Origin of the sequence: Roseicyclus marinus, assembly GCF_036322625.1 — a bacterium.
Lineage (GTDB): Bacteria > Pseudomonadota > Alphaproteobacteria > Rhodobacterales > Rhodobacteraceae > Roseicyclus > Roseicyclus marinus_A.
This window is the reverse complement of sequence record NZ_AP027266.1, coordinates 1462106-1482759: the sequence shown is the minus strand read 5'-3', so window position 1 is coordinate 1482759 and position 20654 is coordinate 1462106. Positions and strand designations below refer to the sequence as shown.

General features: G+C 66.3%; 17 protein-coding genes. 7 read left to right on the top strand and 10 right to left on the bottom strand.

The genetic code is table 11. The features are described from left to right. Window positions 1-11: 11 nt before the first annotated feature. The 4 genes from AABA51_RS07075 to AABA51_RS07060 form a co-directional block, all read right to left on the bottom strand. On the bottom strand, window positions 12-1676 hold the full coding sequence (locus tag AABA51_RS07075; protein WP_338275877.1) for an alpha-amylase family glycosyl hydrolase: 1665 nt from the start codon (window positions 1674-1676) through the stop codon (window positions 12-14). A 22-nt stretch (window positions 1677-1698) separates the two neighbouring features. Continuing rightward, window positions 1699-2922, bottom strand: a complete 1224-nt coding sequence (locus tag AABA51_RS07070; RefSeq protein ID WP_338275875.1) for a carbohydrate ABC transporter permease — start codon at window positions 2920-2922, stop codon at window positions 1699-1701. 14 nt (window positions 2923-2936) lie between these two features. After that, entirely contained in the window at window positions 2937-3929 is a 993-nt protein-coding gene (locus AABA51_RS07065) for a carbohydrate ABC transporter permease (protein WP_338275872.1), read from the bottom strand. A 121-nt stretch (window positions 3930-4050) separates the two neighbouring features. Next, a complete protein-coding gene (locus AABA51_RS07060) occupies window positions 4051-5394 on the bottom strand; it encodes an ABC transporter substrate-binding protein (protein ID WP_338275869.1) in 1344 nt (447 codons plus the stop codon). 250 nt (window positions 5395-5644) lie between these two features. Here AABA51_RS07060 and AABA51_RS07055 point away from each other — a divergent pair, with 250 nt between their 5' ends. The 3 genes from AABA51_RS07055 to AABA51_RS07045 are packed head-to-tail and all read left to right on the top strand — an operon-like array spanning window position 5645 to window position 8968. Then, window positions 5645-6667: a substrate-binding domain-containing protein gene (locus AABA51_RS07055; RefSeq protein ID WP_338275867.1), complete on the top strand. Its 1023-nt coding sequence runs from the start codon at window positions 5645-5647 to the stop codon at window positions 6665-6667. Between the two features lie 12 nt (window positions 6668-6679). After that, window positions 6680-7993, top strand: a complete 1314-nt coding sequence (locus AABA51_RS07050) for a GH1 family beta-glucosidase (protein ID WP_338275864.1) — start codon at window positions 6680-6682, stop codon at window positions 7991-7993. A 15-nt stretch (window positions 7994-8008) separates the two neighbouring features. Beyond that, window positions 8009-8968 (top strand): glucokinase, encoded by a 960-nt coding sequence (locus AABA51_RS07045; protein WP_338275859.1) that lies wholly within the window; start codon window positions 8009-8011, stop codon window positions 8966-8968. A gap of 181 nt (window positions 8969-9149) precedes the next feature. On the opposite strand, the gene AABA51_RS07040 is transcribed toward AABA51_RS07045, so the two are convergent. Continuing rightward, window positions 9150-9620, bottom strand: coding sequence for an Lrp/AsnC family transcriptional regulator (locus AABA51_RS07040; protein WP_338275856.1), 471 nt, complete (start codon window positions 9618-9620; stop codon window positions 9150-9152). Window positions 9621-9738: 118 nt separating this feature from the next. On the opposite strand from AABA51_RS07040, the gene putA reads away from it, so the two are divergent. After that, window positions 9739-13200: a bifunctional proline dehydrogenase/L-glutamate gamma-semialdehyde dehydrogenase PutA gene (putA, locus tag AABA51_RS07035; protein ID WP_338275853.1), complete on the top strand. Its 3462-nt coding sequence runs from the start codon at window positions 9739-9741 to the stop codon at window positions 13198-13200. A gap of 4 nt (window positions 13201-13204) precedes the next feature. On the opposite strand, the gene ccmE is transcribed toward putA, so the two are convergent. The 4 genes from ccmE to speB all read right to left on the bottom strand — a co-directional run bounded on the left by ccmE (window position 13205) and on the right by speB (window position 16606). Beyond that, complete coding sequence (gene ccmE, locus AABA51_RS07030; RefSeq protein WP_338275850.1) at window positions 13205-13660, bottom strand: cytochrome c maturation protein CcmE; 456 nt, start codon at window positions 13658-13660, stop codon at window positions 13205-13207. Window positions 13661-13806: 146 nt separating this feature from the next. Further along, window positions 13807-14625: a glutamate racemase gene (locus AABA51_RS07025; RefSeq protein WP_338275847.1), complete on the bottom strand. Its 819-nt coding sequence runs from the start codon at window positions 14623-14625 to the stop codon at window positions 13807-13809. Next, window positions 14625-15569: a lysophospholipid acyltransferase family protein gene (locus AABA51_RS07020; protein ID WP_338275844.1), complete on the bottom strand. Its 945-nt coding sequence runs from the start codon at window positions 15567-15569 to the stop codon at window positions 14625-14627. The genes AABA51_RS07025 and AABA51_RS07020 overlap by 1 nt, the downstream gene beginning before the upstream one ends. Before the next feature lie 74 nt (window positions 15570-15643). Beyond that, on the bottom strand, window positions 15644-16606 hold the full coding sequence (gene speB / locus AABA51_RS07015) for an agmatinase (protein WP_338275840.1): 963 nt from the start codon (window positions 16604-16606) through the stop codon (window positions 15644-15646). 163 nt (window positions 16607-16769) lie between these two features. On the opposite strand from speB, the gene AABA51_RS07010 reads away from it, so the two are divergent. Continuing rightward, complete coding sequence (locus AABA51_RS07010) at window positions 16770-17300, top strand: flavin reductase family protein (protein ID WP_338275838.1); 531 nt, start codon at window positions 16770-16772, stop codon at window positions 17298-17300. 221 nt (window positions 17301-17521) lie between these two features. On the opposite strand, the gene AABA51_RS07005 is transcribed toward AABA51_RS07010, so the two are convergent. After that, complete coding sequence (locus AABA51_RS07005) at window positions 17522-18688, bottom strand: M20 aminoacylase family protein (RefSeq protein ID WP_338275835.1); 1167 nt, start codon at window positions 18686-18688, stop codon at window positions 17522-17524. 67 nt (window positions 18689-18755) lie between these two features. On the opposite strand from AABA51_RS07005, the gene mazG reads away from it, so the two are divergent. After that, window positions 18756-19556, top strand: coding sequence for a nucleoside triphosphate pyrophosphohydrolase (gene mazG / locus AABA51_RS07000; RefSeq protein ID WP_338275834.1), 801 nt, complete (start codon window positions 18756-18758; stop codon window positions 19554-19556). A gap of 114 nt (window positions 19557-19670) precedes the next feature. Further along, window positions 19671-20597: a DMT family transporter gene (locus AABA51_RS06995; protein ID WP_338275832.1), complete on the top strand. Its 927-nt coding sequence runs from the start codon at window positions 19671-19673 to the stop codon at window positions 20595-20597. The last annotated feature ends 57 nt before the right edge of the window (window positions 20598-20654 follow it).

Below are 20654 nucleotides of genomic sequence, written 5' to 3'. Positions count from 1 at the left end.
TATGTCCCGTCTCAGGCCGTTTCGGCCGCCGCGAAATAGGCCTGCCAGGGCGGCAGCGTCACCTGCCCGTTCCCCGCATCGGGAAGGGCTGCGAACGGCGCGCCCTTGTCCTGTCGCCAGGCACCGTCCGGCAGGGTGACAGGCGCGGCCGCCCCGCCCAGGTTGAAGGCGCAAAACAGGCGTTGATCCCCATGGCTGCGCTGGAAGCTGACCACGCTGCCCTCGGCCTTCAGATCGCTCAAGCCACCCTTGGAGAGCGCATCCCAGGCGTGACGGAAGCCGATCATCTTGCGGTAGAACTGCAGCGTGCTGTCGGGGGCCGTGGCCTGCGCGCCGACCGACCGTTGCAGGTGCTCGACCGCCACGGGCAGCCAGGGCTTGTGGTCCGAGAAGCCGCCGTTCTGGTTGTCGGACATCCAGGGCATCGGCGTGCGGCACCCGTCGCGGCCCTTGAATTTGGGCCAGAAGCGGATGCCGTAGGGGTCCTGCAGATCCTCGTAGGAGACATAGGCTTCGGTCAGGCCCAATTCCTCGCCCTGGTAGAGGCAGACGGACCCGCGCAGGCACAGCAAGAGCCCGGCATAGACGCGGCGGGCCTCTTCGCCCAGGTTCCAGCGGCTGGCGTGGCGCACCACGTCATGGTTGGAAAAGGCCCAGCAGGCCCATCCATCTCCGATCTGCTCCTCGTAATCCCTCAGCACCTCGACCACGCGGTCGGGCGTGGGCGTGATGCCCGACAGGAATTCGAAGGAATAGCACATATGCACCTTGTCCCCGCCCGAGGTGTATTCGGCCTGGATCTCCATGCCGCGCTGCGCATCGCCCACTTCGCCCACGGCGGTCGCGCCGGGGTATTCGTCAAGAAGCGCGCGAAACCGGCGCAGGAATTCGAGGTTCTCTGGCTGGTTCTTGTCGTAGAGATGTTCTTGCCAATTGTAGGGGTTCACCTCGGGCGCGATGGTCGCGTTGCGCCGTTCGGGGGCAAGCGCGGGGTTGTCGCGCAGCTGTTGGTCGTGGAAGTAGAAATTGATCGTGTCGAGCCGGAACCCGTCGACGCCCCGATCCAGCCAGAAGCGCGCGACAGACAGCAATTCATCCTGCACATCCGGGTTGTGCAGGTTCAGGTCGGGCTGTTCCTTCAGGAAATTGTGCAAGAAATATTGCATCCGGTCGCCCGACCATTCCCAGGCCGAGCCGCCGAAGATCGACAGCCAGTTGTTGGGCGGGCTGCCATCGGGCTTGGCATCGGCCCAGACATACCAATCCGCCTTGGGATTGTCGCGGCTGGTCTGGCTTTCGTGGAACCAGGGATGCTGGTTCGAGGTATGCGACAGCACCAGGTCGATCAGCACGCGCAGGCCCAATTCATGCGCGCGCGAAATCAGCGCGTCGAAATCGCCAAGCGTGCCGAACATCGGGTCGACATCGCGGTAATCGCTGACGTCATAGCCGAAATCGAGCATGGGCGAGCGGAAGAAGGGGCTGATCCAGATCGCATCGACGCCCAGCTCGGCGATATAGCCCAGCCGGTGGATGATCCCCGCCAGATCGCCGACCCCGTCGTGATTGCTGTCCTGGTAGCTGCGCGGATAGATCTGGTAGATCACCGCCCCGCGCCACCAGTCACGGTCGGGCGCAAGAATGTGTTCGGGCTTGAGATCCTGCATAAGGTTCATGGCAGGGCAGTCTTTCCTTGGGTTATTTCACCGATCCCGCCAAAAGGCCGCGGACCAGGTAGCGTTGCATGGTGAAGAAGACGACGAGCGGCACGGCGATCATGACAAAGGCCGCGGCGGCAAGGATGTGCCATTCGCCCCCGCGTGACCCCAGAAGCGAAGTGACGACAAAGCGCGTCATGACGGTGCTTTCGGTGTTGGAGGGCAGGAAAACGGAGGCGACCAAAAGGTCGTTCCATGTCCACAGGAACTGGAAGATCGCGAAACTGGCCAGCGCCGGAAAGGACAGGGGCAGCACGATCTTGCGGAAGATCTCGAAATCGGTGGCCCCGTCGACCTTGGCGCATTCGATGATGTCGCGCGGCAAGCCCACCATGTAGTTGCGCAAAAGGTAGACCGCGAGCGGCAGTCCAAACCCCGTATGCGCAAGCCAGATGCCGAGAAAGCTTTTGCCGATGCCGAACCATTCATGGATGATGGTGATGGGCACGAAGGCCAGCTGCAGCGGCACGACCAAAAGACCCACCACCATGGCGATCAAAAATCCGCGCCCCGGAAAATCCATCCACGCCAGCGCATAGGCCGCGAAGGCCGCGATCACGATGGGAATGACGGTGGCCGGGATGGCGACGGTCAGCGTGTTGACGAAGGGGCCGAACAGCGCCTCGTCCGAGAACAGGAGCCGGTCGAGCGTCGTGCCCTGTTCGCGCAGCGCCGCGCGTTCCTCGGCCGTGGTGTCGGTCAGGACCTCGGCGTAATTCTCGACCGTCATCTGCGGCGGGGCCACGAGCGAGACCGGGATCGACAGGTCGGACAATTCCTCGGGCGCCGTGGCGCGCAGGCTGCCATCGGCCGCGATCGTCACGGCGACGCCCTGGCGCGTTTCCACCGTTTCGCCCGCGGGCGTGTCGGCCCCGCGCAACCGGCTGACGCCAAAGGCATCGACCGCGCGGCGTTCGACGACGGACGGGGGAAGATCCGCTGCCGCGACCGCGAAGATATTGGTTTCCAGAACCCATGTGCCGCCGTCGATCTGGCGCTGTCCCTCGACCGGGATGGACAGGACATAGGGCTGCGGCGCCCCTTGCAGCGCGCGCCACCAGCCCGTTTGCGAAATGGCATCCTGATCGCGGAAGGATGTCACCAAAAGCCCCAGCGTGGGGATGATCCACAACAGCACCAAAAGCGCCGTTGCGACATGGGTGACGATGGAAAGACCCGATTTCTGGCCGGCGATATTGTCCATTGTGCCCCTCCCCCTCAGCGCATCTCGGCGCGCGACTGGCGGATGTTCCAGATCATCACCGGCAGGACGAGAACCATGATGATGACGGAGATCGCCGTGGCAAAACCGTAATTCCCGCTGTCGAAGCTCTGCATCATCTGCGTCGGCAGGATCTCGACATTGCGGTACTGGTTCCCCATCGCGGCCACGATGTCATAGACCTTGAGCACGAGGATCGTGATCGTCGTCCAGACGACAAGGATCGTCGGCATGATCTGGGGCACCTTGATCTTGAAGAAGATCTGGAACGGGTTGGCCCCGTCCACGATGGCCGCCTCGATCGTGTCCTCGGGCACACCGCGCAGCGCCGCCGACAAGATCACCATGGCAAAGCCCGTCTGGATCCAGATCAGGACGACCATCAGCCAGAAACTGTCGATGATGTCGCCATCGATGAAGGTGCGCCCGCCCTCGGCCCCGAACGCGGCGCGGATGGCGTTGAGTATGCCGATCTCGGGATCGGGATGATAGACGAAGGACCAGATCAGCGACGCGCCCACGAAACTGATCGCCATGGGCATGAAAACCAGCGATTTCGCGATATTGCCCCAGGACAGCCGGTCGGTCAGCTGCGCGGCCAACAGCCCGAAGAAGGTCGAGGCCGAGGGCACGACCAGCACCCAGAGGAAGTTGTTCAAAAGCGCGATCCGGAATTCGGGATCGGACAGGACGGCGGCGTAATTGGCCAAGGGGCCGCGCGCCTCGAGATTGTCGGAGGCAAAGGAGGTGACCGACAGCCAGGCCGAATAGAACACCGGCACGACAAGATAGAGCGACAGGGCAAAGACCGCCGGAAAGACGAAAAGCCATGGCCGGATCGCCGTCGCGCGGCGCACGTTTTGCCCGATGTTCTCGCCCTTGGCCGGGAACAGCACCTTGTCGAGGATGTAATTCGACACCCAGAAATAGGCGATCATGCCGCCCACGCCGATGAGGATCGTGATCAGTCCCGTGACGATGATCGGCATCCTGTCTCGCTCCCCTGTCGATTGGCTTTGCCACGGCGCGCCGCGCGTCCGGCGGGCCTGTCGGCGTCGGATCGGAACGGGCGCCCCTGTCGGGCGCCCGTCCCCGGATCATGGGATCCGTTTACTGGATCGCGTCCCAGGCATCCTGGATGCGCTGCGCCTCGCCGGCCGCGTCACCGGTGCGCAGGTATTCCACCATCCCGGTCCAGAAGGCGCCCGCGCCGATCTCGGCCGGCATCAGGTCCGAGGCATCGAAGCGGAACGAGGTCGCGTTGAGCAGGATTTCCCCCATGCCGCGCAGCGTGTCATCGCCATAGAGCGCAGGATCGACGCCCGAATGCGGGGTGAGGAAGCCCGATTGCGCCATCCAGATCTCATGCGCGATCGGCGTCTTGAGGAACTCGATCATCACGCGGGCCGCCTCGCTGTCCTCGGTGATGGCCCAGACGGTGCCGGCACCCAGCACCGGGCTGCCCAGATCCTCGCTCGCGAAGGGCGGGAAGTAGAAGAAGTCGAAATCCGCGCCTTCGGGGAAGAAGGTCGGGATGAACGACGCCTGGCGGTGCATCAGGCAGGTCGGCGGAACCGAGAAGACACCATCGGGGCTGTCACGGAAATCGGTGGCGACCACCTGCGACGGGCTCATGCCGGTATAGGCCTCGTTGCGGGCAAAGGAGCCAAACGTCTCGATCGCCCCCACGATGCGCTCGTCGGTGAAGGGGATCTCGTTGGCGACCCACTGGTCATAGACATCGAGCGGCTGGGTGCGCAGCATGATATCCTCGACCCAGTCGGTGGCGGGCCAGCCGGTCGCGGCCTCCGACCCGATGCCGATGCACCAGGGCGCGATGCCTTCCGCGACGGCGGCATCCGACAGCGCGATCAGCTCTTCCATCGTAGTCGGGATCTCGAAGCCCAGCTCCTCGAACACGGCGGGCGAATACCAGACCAGCGATTTCACATCGACCTTGTAGAAAAAGCCGTTCAGCGCCGTGCCGCCCGCCTGCGCATTCTCGCCGGTCGCCAGCGCCACCCAGGACGGGCCGGCGGCGTAATTCGCCTCGACCCAGGCCGCGTCATCGGCGGTGAGGGGCGCGACCGAGCCACCACGCGCCAGATCCGCCAAAAGACCGGGCTGCGGGATCACGGCGATATTGGGCAGGCCGCCGGTCTGCGCGGCACGCCGGATTTCGGCCTCGAAACTGTCCGAGCCATTGTATTCGACCGTCGCACCCGTGGCGGCGGTGAAATAGGCAAAGACCGAATTCACCAGGTCCCGGTCCCCGCTCAGCCAGGGGCCGGAGACGGTGACGGTCTGGCCCGTCAGGTCATGGGCCGCTGCGAATTCCTCGTAGCTGGACCAGTTGAAGCCACCCTCGCCGGGGGCAAAGACCAGGTCCTGCGCCTGCGCGGCGACGGTCGAAATCGCCAGCGCCGCAACGCTCGCGTAAAGACTGCGTTTCATTTTTTCCTCCCAGATCGGCCGAACACACCGGCCGTTTCGTTACCCCAGGCGCAAGATGTTTCAAAGCGCTTTGGGTTGCCTCCACAGTTTCGAAAGCAAGCGAGTCTGTCAATCCGCCAATCATCCGCCCCGAAAAAATTGAACAATCTTTGCAGGTGCAGCATTTTTGGGCGCTTTAGAATCTTTGACATCGCCCGCGACAGGGCGATAGCTTCGGTCGGAATTCAAACCGCTTTGGCCGATCTTTCACATGAATCTCAAGGAGCTGGCGGCAGCCCTCAACCTCAGCCAGACCACCGTCAGCCGCGCGCTGAACGGCTATCCCGAAGTGCGCGAGGAAACCCGCGCCCGCGTTCTGGCCGCCGCCAAGGCCGCGCATTACGCCCCCAACAGCCGCGCCCGCAGGCTCGCCACCGGCCGCGCCATGACCATCGGCCATGTCATCCCGCTGACCGGGCGGGCTGAAATGGTGAACCCGATCTTTGCCGATTTCCTCATCGGCGCGGGCGAGGTCTATGCCCGCGAAGGCTATGACCTGCTCTTGTCCATGGTCACCGACGGCGACACGGACAAGGCGTTTCGCCAGCTCGCTGCCAATGGCTCGGTCGATGGCGTGATGGTGCAGGCCCCGCAAGACAACGACCCCCGCATCGCTTTGCTCAAGGAACTGGACCTGCCCTTTCTGGTCCATGGCCGGACAGGCGACGCCAAGGGCTACAGCTGGCTCGACATCGCCAATATCCGTGCCTTTCGCAGGGCGACCGATTTCCTGCTCGATCTGGGCCATACCCGGATCGCGCTCTTGAACGGTCAGGCGAATTTCGATTTCGCCCAACGCCGCCTCAAGGGCTACACGGAGGCGCATGAGGCCCGCGGCCTTGCCCCCCTGCCCCATCTGATCGCCCATGACGCGATGACCGAAAGCTTTGGCTATCTCGCGGCCAGCGCCATGCTTGACGGGCCCGAACCGCCCACGGCCTTCCTTGCCTCCTCGGTCATCATCGCCATCGGCATCAGGCGGGCGGCGGCCGACCGGGGGCTGCGGCTGGGCCGCGACCTGTCGGTCATCTGCCACGACGACGAATTGAGCTATCTCAACAACGATGTGGGCGGACAGGCCTTTACCGCCACGCGCTCGTCGATCCGGGCGGCGGGACGGCGCTGTGCGGAGATGCTGATCGACCTGATCCGCGATCCGAACCAGCCGCCGCTTCAGGAATTGTGGGATGTGGATCTGACGGTCGGCCAATCGACCGGCCCCTGCCCCCGCTGAGAAAGGACCAAGATGCAGTTCCGGCGCAAGGATTTCCCCGAAGGCTTCCTGTTCGGGGTCGCCACCTCGTCCTACCAGATCGAGGGGCATGGCTTTGGCGGCGCGGGCCCCACGCATTGGGACAGTTTCGCGGCCACGCCCGGCAATGTCGTGCGGGCCGAACATGGCGCGCGCGCCTGCGACCATTACCACCGCTGGGAGGAAGATCTCGACCTGATCCGGGACCTTGGCGCGGATGTCTATCGCTTTTCCACCAGCTGGGCGCGGGTGCTGCCCGAGGGCACGGGCCAGCCCAACCCCGAGGGCCTCGATTTCTACGACCGGCTCGTCGACGGGATGCTCGCGCGCGGGATCAAGCCTGCCGCCACCCTCTACCACTGGGAATTGCCCCAGGCCCTGGCCGACCGGGGCGGTTGGCGCAATGCCGACATGCCCGATTGGTTCGCCGATTATACCCACACGATCATGTCGCGGATCGGCGACCGCATCTGGTCGGCGGCCCCCATCAACGAGCCGTGGTGCGTGGGCTGGCTGTCGCATTTCGACGGCATCCATGCCCCCGGCCTGCGCGATATCCGCGCGACGGCGCGGGCGATGCACCATGTGCTCGTCAGCCATGGCCGCGCGATCGAGGTGATGCGGGCCTTGGGCATGTCGAACCTGGGCGCGGTCTGCAATTTCGAATGGACGACACCGGCCAGCGACGCCCCCGAAGATATCGCGGCCGCCACCCGCTATGACGCGATCTACAACCGCTTCTTCCTCGGCGGTCTTTTCAAGGGCGCCTATCCCGCCGAAGTGCTCGAGGGGCTGGAACCGCATCTGCCCAAGGGCTGGCAGGACGATTTCGCCACGATCCGCGCCCCCATCGATTGGCTGGGGGTGAATTATTATACAAGAAAGCTCATCCGCCATGCCGATGGCCCCTGGCCCAATTACGCAGAAGCGCCCACGCGCCTGCCCCTCACCCAGATGGGCTGGGAAATCTACCCCGAGGGCTTGCGCGATTTCCTGATCCGCAACGCCGCGGAATATTCGGGCGATTTGCCGATCCATGTGACGGAAAACGGCATGGCCAATCCAGATACGCAAGATCTGCCCGATGCGGCCCGGATCGCCTATCTCGATGCCCATCTGCAGGCCGTGCAGGAAGCGATTGCCAAGGACGCACCGGTTGCGGGCTATTATGTCTGGTCACTCATGGACAATTACGAATGGTCGCTTGGCTATGAAAAGCGCTTCGGCCTTGTCCATGTCGACTTCGACAGCTTGGCAAGGACGCCCAAAGCATCCTATCACGCGCTCGCGCGCTGGTGGCGCGGCTGAGGGGCAGGAAAAAGCATGGGCGATCTGACGGGCGAGACGGGCTTGAGCCTTGTTGCCGATATCGGCGGCACCAACACCCGTGTCGCGCTGGCGCACGGGGCCGCGGTCGACCGTGCGACCGTCACGCGCTACGCCAATGCCGACCACGCCGACCTGTCGCAGGTGCTGGCCCGCTACCTCGACGAAAAGGGCGTGACCGACACCCAGATCACGGGCGTCTGCGTGGCGGCGGCAGGCCCCGTCCATGACGGGGTGGCGACGCTCACCAATCTCGACTGGCGCATCGACCGCGCAAGCCTCGGCCAAAGCCTCAGCGCCGACAAGGTGGCGGTCCTGAACGATCTCCAGGCACAGGGCCATGCCATCGGCAACATCGACCCCGCCGACCTGGTGGAGATCGTGCCGCAGCCCCCCGTCTCGGAGCTTGCGGCAAAGCTGGTCGTGGGGCTGGGCACGGGGTTCAACGCCTGCCCCGTCTTCGACACAGCGGGGGGGCGTTTCGTGCCCCCCTCCGAGGCGGGCCATGTCAGCCTGCCCTCCTGCGGCGGCGCGATGCAGGCGCTGGTCGAGGCGATGCGCAAGGATCACGGCTTCGCCTCCGTCGAAGAGGTGCTGTCGGGGCGCGGCATCAGCTACCTGCACCGCGTCCTGCACGGGCAGAGCTGCGAGCCTGCCACCATCATGGACAGGCTGGACAAGGGTGAGGCGCAGGCAGTCGCAACCGGCCGCGCCTTCGTGCAGGTGATGGGGATTGTCGTGGGCGATCTGGCGCTCAACCACCTGCCCTTTGGCGGCATCTACCTCGTCGGCGGCGTCACCCGCGCCTTTGCGCCCTGGCTCGGCCCCTTCGACATGGCGGGAGCGATGCGCGCCAAGGGGCGGTTCTCGGGCTTCATGGAGCAATTCGGGGTCTTCGTGGTCAAGGATGATTACGCGGCCCTGACGGGATGCGCCTCCCATCTTGCGCGGCTGTGAGGGTGGAGTGGGCGCTGCCCCCGTCGCCAGAGGCGACGATTCCTTGATTAGGGGGCTCTGCCCCCGTCGCCAGAGGCGACGATTCCTTGGTTAGGGGGCGCTGCCCCCGTCGCCAGAGGCGACTCCCCCGGAGTTTTTTGGCCAAGATGAAGGGGCGGGCCGCGTTAACCTTGATTGACCGTTAAAGCACCGCGTCCTTGACAGCCTGCATCGACACATGGGTCGAGGTGGAGGCGACATGGGGCAGGTTCGACACGACCTCGGCCAGGATGTCGCGATAGGCACGCATGTCGCGGCAGCGGATCTTCATCAGGTAATCGAATTGGCCCGCGATCAGGTGGCATTGCTCGATCTCGGGCACATCGCGCACCGCCGCGTTGAAGGCCGAGAGCGCCGGTTCACGCGTATCGGTCAGTCGCACCTCGACGAAGGCCACATGTTCGAGGTCCAGCCGCGCCGGATCGAGCAGCGCCCGGTAGCCCAGGATATAGCCCTGCGCCTCAAGCCGCCTGAGTCTGGCCTGCGTCGGGCTTTTGGACAGGCCGATGCGGCGGGCCAGTTCCGTGACCGGCAGGCGGCCATTGCGCGACACCTCGGCCAAGAGCTTTCGGTCGAAGGCGTCCAGTGGGCTGTCGTCGATCCGGTTTTCCATACTTTCGCCCGCTATTTTTGGTATAATCGGACGATAAGATTGAAAATCTGTCATTTCAAGGAAAACCGCCTGCAGGCGGAATGCTATTCTGGATCATCTCTTTCCCAGGATCCCTCCCATGCCGCTCGACCGCCCCGCCCCCGATCTTGCCCCGCTGCGCGCGGCCATCCGCGCCGCCCATCTCGCCCCCGAGGATCAGGCGCTGGCCGCCCTCATCGCGGCCCATGGGCCCGATGCCGATCTGCGCCAGAGGGCCACGGCGCGCGGCGCGGCGCTTGTCGGGCAATTGCGCGAGGATCGCAGCCCGGGCCTGATGGAGGTGTTCCTGGCCGAATACGGCCTCTCGACCAAGGAGGGCGTGGCGCTCATGTGCCTGGCCGAGGCGCTGCTCCGCGTGCCCGATGCCGCCACGATGGATGCGTTGATCGAGGACAAGATCGCGCCCTCCGAATGGGGCGCGCATCTGGGACATTCCGCCTCTTCGCTGGTCAATGCCTCGACCTGGGCGTTGATGCTGACGGGGCGTGTGCTGCAAGATGGCGAAGGGATGGCGGGGGTTCTGAAAGGGGCCGTGCGCCGCCTGGGCGAGCCGGTCATCCGCGCCGCCGTCGCCCGCGCCATGCGCGAGATGGGCCAGCATTTCGTCCTGGGCCAGAGCATGGCCGAGGCGATGAAACGCGCCAGCGTGGAAGAGCGGCGCGGTTATGCCTATTCCTATGACATGCTGGGCGAGGCCGCGATGACGGCCCGCGATGCCAGCGCCTATTTCGACGCCTATCGCGGGGCGATCCGGGCGCTTGCGCCCGCCTGTGCGGCGCAGGATGTCCGCCGCAATCCCGGCATTTCGGTCAAGCTCTCGGCGCTTTTCCCGCGCTTCGAACAGGGCCAGCGCGACCGCGTCATGGCCGAGCTGGTGCCGCGCCTCGTGGCGCTGGCGCGCGAGGCGCGCGCGCTCCACATCGGGCTCAGCATCGATGCGGAGGAGGCAGACCGCCTCGATCTGTCGCTCGACGTGATCGCGGCGGCGCTGGCCGATCCCGCACTTGCCGGATGGGACGGGTTCGGCGTGGTGGTCCAGGCCTATGGCAAGCGCGCGGGCGCGGTCATCGACTGGTTGCATGCGCTGGCCAGTCAACACGACCGGCGCATCATGCTGCGGCTGGTCAAGGGCGCCTATTGGGACACCGAGATCAAGCGCGCGCAGGTGGCGGGCCTGAGCGATTTCCCCGTCTGGACCCGCAAACCCGCGACCGATGCCGCCTATCTGTGCCTTGCGCAAAAGCTTCTGGGGCTGACCGACCGGATCTTTCCGCAATTCGCCACCCACAACGCCCACACCGTTGCGGCAATCCTCGAGATGGGGGCCGATCCCACCGCCTATGAATTCCAGCGCCTCCATGGCATGGGCGAGGCGCTGCACGAACTGGTGCGCAAGGGCAATGGCCCGCGCTGCCGGATCTATGCGCCGGTGGGCAAGCATCGTGATCTTCTGGCCTATCTGGTGCGGCGCTTGCTGGAAAACGGCGCGAATTCCAGTTTCGTGAACCAGCTGCTGGATGCATCCGTGCCCGTCGAAACCGTGGCCCGCGATCCTTTCGTGGCGCTCGAGACGGCGCGCGCCCGCGCGGTCACGGCCCCACCCGATCTGTTCGCGCCCGCCCGCGTCAATTCCAGGGGCTTCGACCTGACCGATCCCGTGACGCTTGCGCGGATCGAGGCGGCGCGCGCCCCCTATGCCGGCGCGACATGGGCGGCGGGACCGCTCGTGGCGGGCGAAATTGCCGGGGGAGAGGTCTGGACCCTGGCCAACCCCGCCCGGGGGGATGACAGGCTCGGCACCCTGACCCTTGCCGCCCCTGCCGATATCGAAACCGCGCTGACCAGCGCCCGACCCTGGTCCGCGCCCGTGGCCGATCGTGCCGCAGCGCTCAACCGTGCCGCCGATCTTTACGAGGCCGAGTTCGGCCAGATCTTCGCCCTTCTGGCGCGGGAGGCGGGCAAGACCCTGCCCGATGCCATCGGCGAATTGCGCGAGGCGGTGGATTTCCTGCGCTATTACGCCGATCAGGCGCAGGGCCTCACCACGCCCGCGCGCGGGACCTTCGCCTGCATCAGCCCGTGGAATTTCCCGTTGGCGATCTTCACCGGCCAGATCGCGGCCGCCCTTGCCGCGGGCAATGGCGTCATCGCCAAACCGGCCGAGGCGACGGGGCTCATCGCGCATCTCGCCGTCACGCTTCTGCATCAGGCGGGCGTGCCGCGTGACGCGCTTCAGCTCTTGCCCGGACGGGGCGCGGATGTGGGCGCGGCGCTCAGCTCGGATCCCCGCATCGCGGGGGTCTGCTTCACCGGCTCGACCGAAACCGCGCAGGCGATCAACCGCACCATGGCGGCCCATCTCGACCCTGCCGCGCCGCTCATCGCGGAAACCGGCGGGCTCAACGCGATGGTGGTCGACAGCACGGCCCTGCCCGAACAGGCGGTGCGCGACATCATCGCCTCCGCCTTCCAATCGGCGGGCCAACGCTGTTCGGCGCTCCGCATCCTTTATGTGCAGGAGGATGTGGCAGCCCCCCTGATCGAGATGTTGACCGGCGCCATGGCGGAATTGCGCCTTGGCGACCCTTGGGCAATCTCGACCGATATCGGCCCGGTGATCGATCAACGGGCCAAGGCGGGCATCGCCGCCCATATCGAAACGGCCCGGGCCGAGGGGCGCGTTCTGGCCGAACTGGCCGCGCCGTCGCAGGGCACCTTCGTGCCCCCCACGATCCTGCAGCTCAACGGCGGCATCGCAGCACTCGAGCGCGAGATCTTCGGCCCCGTCCTGCATATCGCGACCTACAGGGCCGAGGATCTGGAACAGGTGATCGCCGATGTGAATGCGCGCGGGTTCGGCCTGACCTTCGGGATGCACAGCCGGATCGACGACAGGGTCCAGACGGTGGCCGCCGCCATCCGTGTCGGCAACACCTATATCAACCGCAACCAGATCGGCGCGGTCGTGGGCAGCCAACCCTTTGGTGGCGAGGGGCTTTCCGGCACCGGGCCCAAGGCGGGCGGCCCGGCCTACCTGCCCCGCTTCACGCAAGCGCCCGCAGGCAAGGCCCATGGTCTTGCCGAGGGGACCATCGAGCGCGCCACGCTCGCCCGCGCGCTGGCAGCCCTGCCCGATCCGCGTGATCGCACGCTTTCGGCCCATAGCCTGCCCGGCCCCACGGGGGAATCGAACCGGCTCACCACCCATCCGCGCGGGCGTGTCCTGTGCCTTGGTCCGGGGATCGCGGCGGCAGAGGCGCAGAAACGCGCCGCCGAGGCTGCAGGCTGCACGGCGCTGGCCGTGGGCGAGCATGTGCCGCCCGAATGGCTCATCGATCTCGCACCGCTCGATGCCGTGATCCTGTGGGCCGATGCCGCAACCGCCCGCCCCTATGCAGAGGCCCTGGCCGCGCGCAAGGGCGCGATCCTCCCGCTCGTGGCCGAGGCCGAGCCTGCCCTGCGCCTCACGCTGGAACGGCACCTGTGCATCGACACGACAGCCGCCGGCGGCAATGCCGCGCTTCTGGCCGGGATAGGTTAAGCTGTCAGCTGTCCGGGCGGCTGTTGTAATCGCCGCGATAGCCCCCGGCCTCCAGCGCCTCGGTCACTTCGGCGGGCATGTAGGTCTCGTCGTGGCGGGCAAGAATCTCGGTCGCGACAAAGGTGCCATCGACCAGCCGCCCGGTGCCCACCATCCCCTCGCCCTCGCCGAACAGGTCGGGCAGGATGCCGGTATAGGTCACGGGGATCGACGCGCCGCCATCGGTCACGACAAAGGTGATCGTCTCGCCCGCATCCCGCACGAGCGAGCCTTCCTCCACCATGCCGCCGATGCGGAACACCTCGGTTTCGGGCGGCGGGTTGGCCACCACCTCCGAGGGCGGACGAAAGAAATTGATCCCGTCGCGCATCGCATAGCCGATCAGCCCCGCCGACAGCGCAAGGGCGGCCGTGGCCGCCATGATGATCTGGATCCGCCTTTGTTTCTTCAGGCCACGCATGGCTGGCGCTCTCCTCTCGCTCGACTGCGGGCTGGCACGACCCCGATGACCGACGCTGCCCCGCCGGTTCCGATATGGTGTGACCCTATTTCCCCGCCAAGTCGAGAGGGACGCGCCAAATCGCAGCACGCCCCAGGGGCGCGACCTCAATAATCGGCCGCCTCGAACTCGATCTTGCGGCGCAGGAATTGCGTGGCCTTGTTCGACACCGATTTCGGGTCGCCCGAGGTCAGGAACCTCGACTGCGTCCCGCCCCCGATCTTGTCGGGATGCCGCCCAAGGTAATCGGCCAGCGCCTCGGCCACCAGATCGGGTTGCGAATAGACCGCCACATCGGGTCCCAGCGCCTCGCGGAACACCTCTTCGACCAGCGGATAATGGGTGCAGCCAAGGATCGCGGCCTGCGGTTTGGGCATCCGGCGCAGCAGCGCCTCCACATGCGACCGCACCAGCGCATCGGCCAAGATCATGTCCCCCATCTCGATCGCATCGACGACGCCCGCGCAGGGCTGCGCCTCGACATCGACCCCGATGGCGCGGAATGCCAATTCGCGCTGAAAGGCGCGGCTCGACACGGTCGCGGGCGTGGCGAACAGCGCGACGGTCTGCACCGCCACCGGGCGCGGCGGGGAATTGTCGCCCCATTTGCGCTCGGTCAGCGCCTCGATCAGCGGCACGAAAACGCCCAGCACCCGCTTGTCCGCAGGCACCCATCCCTCCTGCATCCGCCTCAGCGCCGCGGCCGAAGCCGTGTTGCAGGCCAGGATCACCAGGTCGCAGCCCTGGTCGAACAGGATCTGCACGCCCTTGGTGGTCAGCTCGTAGATGTCCTGCGCATCGCGCACGCCATAGGGTGCATGGGCATTGTCGCCGAAATAGACCAGGGGCACCTCGGGCAGCCGCCGCGCCACCGCATCCAGAACGGTCAATCCGCCAAGGCCGCTGTCGAAAATGCCCACTGCCATCAGTATCTGTCCTTCAATCCACCAAGCCTCCGGCCCTGACGGGTCTCGGGGTCGCGGTGGCGTTCCTCGAATTCGAACCCGCGCTGGCGCCCGTCCAGCGGTCTCGGGCTCAAGCCATAGGTGGTTTCGCGCAGGAACTCCATCATCGCCTTGGGGTCCTTGGCATGCGCCTCGAGCGCCGCGCGCGGGATCGGCTCGCCGATCACCACCTCCACGGGGCTGTTCACCCTTGCCCGGAATTCCTTGATCAAAAGCCCCATCCGCAGCGTCGTGTGCAGATGGCTCATCAACTGGAAGAGCCGCGAATTGTGCCCGTCGAAAAAGACCGGGACGACCGTCGCCTCGGATTTGGCGATCATCTTTGCGGTGAAACTGCGCCAGCCCGGATCCATCGGCCGACCAAAGGGTCGGGCCGCCGTCGATACCGTGCCGCCCGGAAAGATCCCGATCGCGCCCCCATCGGCCAGGTAGGACAGCGCCTCCTTCCGGGTCTGAAGGTTCAGCGCCATCGCCTCCTTTGTCTCGTCAAAGGAAATCGGCAAGATGACGCGGTTGATATCCTCCGCCTTGCGAAAGATGCGATGGGCCATGATGCGGAAATCCCCCCGCACAAGGCTCAGGATATGCCCCATCATCAACCCGTCCAGAATGCCGTAGGGATGATTGGCGATCAAAACCAGCGGCCCCTCGCGCGGGATCAGGTCGAGCGATCCGCCCACCACCCGCAATTCCAGCCCGTAACGCTCGACGATCACCTGCCAGAAATCGCGCCCCTGCGCGACCTCGGCGTCATAGCCCTCCGCCCGCTTGATCAGGCTGATGCGGCCCGTGGCATTCTCCATCACGCGGATCAGCGCCCGCCCGCCCCGCGACGCGGCCGAAGAGGCATAGGAAATCTCGCGCGCCACCGCACGCGCTTCATCGGTCACACGGCGTCGCGGCATGCCGGCCTGTCCTCCCGCGAAAAGCTTGGTCTTGCCATCGGTCTAGCCAGCCTGCCCGAGTCGGTCCAGCATCCTCAACGCCGCGTCCATCCCCACAGACAGATCAGCTCCATCGCGACATGCGCGCCCGCCACCGCCGTGATCGCGCCATGGTCATAGGGGGGCGAAACCTCGACCACATCCCCGCCCACCAGGTTGATCCCCGCAAGCCCCCTGAGGAGTGCGGCGGCCTGCGCGCTCGACATCCCGCCCCAGACCGGCGTTCCGGTCCCCGGTGCAAAGGCCGGGTCAAGCCCGTCGATGTCAAAACTCAGATAGACCGGCGCCGCCCCCACCCGCGCCGTCAGATCCTCCGCGATGGCCGCCGCCCCGCGCGCATGCACCTCGGCCGCGTCATGGATATGTATCCCGAGGTTGTCTTCCACCACGGTGCGGATGCCCACATGGGCGGAGCGGGCCACATCGATCAGCCCTTCCTTGACCGCCGTGTAGCAGAATGTCCCGTGATCGATCCGCCCCGGATCGTCGTCGCGCCAGGTATCGGTATGCGCATCGACCTGGATCAGGGCGAGCGGCCCGTGCCGCCTGGCATGCGCCCGCAGGATCGGCAGCGTCACCGAATGATCGCCCCCCAGAACGATGCATCCCGCCCCCGCCGCCAATATGCCCGCCACATGCGCCTCGATCCGCGCGGGCACATCGGCGGTGTGGGCATAATCGAACGCCATGTCGCCGTAATCGGCGATGGCAAAGCGCTCCAGCGGCGAAAACCCGTCCCAGCCATAGGGCGGATCGAAAGGTTGCAGGCTCGACGCCTCCCGGATCGCGCGCGGCCCGAACCGCGTGCCGGGCCGGTGCGTCACCGCCTGGTCGAACGGGATGCCCGTGATGGCCAGGTCCACGCCCGCCAGGTCCTTGGTGTAGCGCCGGCGCAGGAAACTCGTGGCCCCGCCAAAGGCATTCTCGAAGGCCAATCCCTTCAGATCCGACCGGCCAAAGGCCCCGTCCACCTCGGATTTCGCATCTTCCAGTGCCATGCTCGACCCTCCGCCCGGCAGCCATCCTGCGCTCCGGCCTGCCGCGTTGCGAAAAGAAACGCAATCCCCGCCGTGACTTTCGCGAGCTTGCCCCTAGCTGGCGCTTGAGGCAGGAACGCCGGCGCGAGGCGCAAAATCCGCGCGGCAGCAGGAGAGACAGGCCATGATCGACACCAAACCCGAGGCCACCGCCGAGGCCGAAGCGCTGCGCGCAGCCTTTCTCGACGGGATGAGCCGGGCCGCCGCCTCCGTCTCGGTCGTCACCACCGACGGACCTGCGGGCCGCGCAGGCGTCACCGTTTCGGCCATGACCTCGATCTCGGCCGATGGCCCCTTCCCCACCATGCTCACCTGCCTCAACGCCACCTCCTCGGCGCTGCCCATGGTGCTCGAAAACGGCTGTTTCGCGATCAACGTGCTGCGCACCGGCCAGACCGACATTTCCGATGTCTTCTCCTCGCGCCGCCCTGCCCCGGGCGGGGACAAGTTCAACGCCGTCCTGATCGAAACCCTCGTCACCGGCGCGCCCTGCCTGTCGGAGGCGCTCGTCAGCTTCGATTGCCGCCTCGTCTCGGCCGACCGCGTGGGCACGCATCACATCTGCATCGGCGCGGTCCAGGCCGTGCGCACCACCCCCGAGGGCAGCCCGCTTCTCTACGGCATGCGCCGCTACCTGCGCCCCGAAGATCACTGAGACCCAAGGGCGCCCCGCCCGAGACCCTCCCCAAAAGAACCGCTCCCCTTCATCTTGGCCGAAAAACTCCGGGGGAGTCGCCAAAGGCGACGGGGGCAGAGCCCCCTGACTCAAGGATCGTCGCCTCTGGCGACGGGGGCAGAGCCCCCTCACTCGAGGATCGTCGCCTCTGGCGACGGGGCAGAGCCCCCTCACTCAAGGATCGCCGCCTCTGACGCGCCTCACCCCCCGATGGGGGCCGCCCGTTCCGCCAACCGCGCAAACAGGCTCGCGCCGATGGGCAGGATCTCGTCGTTGAACTCGAATTCCGGGTGATGCAGCCCCGCCCCGGGTCCCGCGCCGAGGAACAGATAGGCCCCCGGCCGCGCCTCGAGCATATAGGCGAAATCCTCCGCCCCCATCTCGCGCCCGGACTGCCCCTCGACCAGGGCCTCGCCCACGACCTCGCCCGCCACCTCGGCAGCGAAAGCCGCGCGCGCGGGATCGTTCACCGTCGCCGGATAGCCCACTGCGTAATCGAGCGCCGCCTCGACCCCGAAACTCGCCGCCTGGCCCGCCACGATCTCCTCCATCCGGCGCATCACCATTGCCTGCACCTCAGGGTCAAAGGTCCGCACCGTCCCGTTGATCATCGCGCTTCCGGGGATCACGTTGTCGGTCGTGCCCGCATGGATCTGGGTCACCGACACGACCAGCTCCTGCATCGCATGGTGGTTGCGCGACACGATGGTCTGGATCGCCTGCACCATGGACACCGCCGCCGGGATCGGATCGGCGGTCTCGTGCGGCATCGCGCCATGTCCGCCGCGCCCCTCGATCCGGATGGTGAATTCATCGACCGCCGCCATGATCGGCCCGGGCGTGGTCAACACGCGGCCCAGCTCCAGCCCCGGCACATTGTGCAGCGCATAGACCTCCGCGATGCCGAAGCGCTCCATCATGCCTTCGGCCACCATGACCCCCGCGCCGCCGCCATCCTCTTCGGCGGGTTGAAAGATCAGCGCGACCTTGCCGCGGAAATTCCGCGTCTCCGCCAGGTAGGCCGCGGCCCCCAAAAGCATCGCGGTATGCCCGTCATGGCCGCAGGCATGCATCCGCCCCGCAATCGTCGAGGCATGGGGCAATCCCGTCCGCTCCTCCATGGGCAGCGCATCCATGTCGGCGCGCAAGCCCACGACCGGCCCCGGCCCCCGCCCCTCGATGATGGCGACGATGCCTGTCTCGGCGATCCCCTCGTGGATCTCGTCCACCCCGATCTCGCGCAGGCGCGCGGCCACGAAAGCCGCCGTCTCGTGACAGGCGAACCCGATCTCGGGATGGGCATGCAGGTGGCGGCGCCATTCGGTCATCTGCGGATGCAGCCCCGCGATGCGGTTGAGGATCGGCATGGCTGGACTCCTTGCGCAGGCTTTTGTCTAACCGGACCATCCCTGACCCAAAGCCCCGGCCCGCGCAATGGATGACCTGACCCACCTGCCCCCGCTCGACCGCCTGCGCGCGATCATGGCCGCCTTGCGCGATCCGGCCACGGGCTGCCCCTGGGACGTGGAACAGAGCTTTGCCACCATCGCCCCCTACACGATCGAAGAAGCCTACGAGGTCGCCGATGCGATCGAGCGGCAGGATTGGGCAGAGCTCAAGGGCGAATTGGGCGATCTTCTCTTCCAATCCGTCTTTCACGCCCGCATGGCCGAGGAAGCGGGGCTCTTCGATCTCGACGACGTGGCCACAGCCATTTCCGACAAGATGATCGCGCGCCACCCCCATGTCTTCGGCAGCGAAAGCAACGCCAAATCCGCCGAACAGCAGGTCGCCGATTGGGAAAGCGTCAAGGCCGCCGAACGCGCCGCCAAGGCGCGCGGCGGCGTGCTCGACGACGTGGCCCTTGGCCTGCCCGCCCTCATGCGCGCCGAGAAACTGCAAAAACGCGCGGCCCGCGTGGGCTTCGACTGGCCCGATATCGGCCATGTGGTGGACAAGATCGCCGAGGAGGCCCGCGAACTGGCCGAAGCGCGCGACACCCTCCCCCAGGACAAGATCGAAGAGGAAATGGGCGATCTTCTCTTCGTCATGGCCAATCTCGCCCGCCACCTCAAGGTCGATCCCGAAACCGCGCTCAGGCGCGCCAATGCGAAATTCACCCGCCGTTTCGCCTATATCGAGGCGGCGCTGGCCCTTCACGGCAAACGCCCCGAAGACAGCGACCTGCCCGAGATGGACGCGCTCTGGGACAGGGCCAAGGCCGATGGCCTGTAACGTGCCGCTCGGGCCCCTGCGCGCTCCTTCGCGCACTGGCCCTTGGACCTGCCCGCGCCATATGACGACCCGTGCGGGCCTCTTCCCGCCCCAGATCCCAGGACGCGCCCGCGCATGACCGACAGCCCCAATCCGGCCCCGATCCCCCCGATCGTCGCTCCCGCCCCCAACCAGCCGCTGCGCGCGGCGGTCTGGATGCTGGGCGCGATCGTGGCCTTTTCGGCCATGGCCGTGGCGGGCCGCGCCGCCTCCTTCGAACTCGACACCTTCGAGATGATGACCTACCGCTCGATGATCGGGCTTGTGGTGGTGCTTGTCGTGGCACGGCTCGCGGGCACGCTCCACCAGGTCACGCTGCGCCACCAGCGCATCCACTGGCTGCGCAACCTGGCCCATTTCACCGGCCAGAACCTGTGGTTCTACGCCATCACCGTGGCCCCGCTCGCGCTTGTCTTCGCGCTCGAATTCACCTCGCCGCTCTGGACCATGCTGCTGGCCGCCCTGTTTCTGGGCGAAAGGCTCACCTGGTGGAAGGTCGCGGCGGGGATTTTGGGCTTTGTGGGCATCCTCACCGTGGTCCAGCCCGGCGCGCAACCCGTCAGCATCGGCATGATCGCCGCCGCCGTCGCCGCGATCTTCTTTGCCACCACGGCGATCTTCACCAAGCGGCTCACCCGGACCGAGACGATCACCTGCATCCTCTTCTGGCTGACCGCGATGCAACTGGTGATCGGGCTTGTCGCCTGTCTTTGGGACGGCGACATGGCGCTGCCCTCGACCGCGATGCTGCCCTGGCTTCTCGTGATCGGCCTGGGCGGTCTGACCGCCCATTTCTGCCTGACCAACGCGCTGTCCATCGCGCCCGCCTCCATCGTGATGCCGATGGATTTCGCCCGCCTGCCCGCCATCGCGGTCGTGGGGGTTGTGCTCTATGCCGAACCGCTGGAATGGGGCGTGATCCTGGGGGCGGCGCTGATCTTTGCGGCCAACTACCTCAACATCCTCACCAGCCAGCGCGCGGCCCGCAGCCCAAGGGTGTAGCAGAACCGACACAATCGAAAGATGATGGAGATACCATCGACAATTTGACGCTGCGGA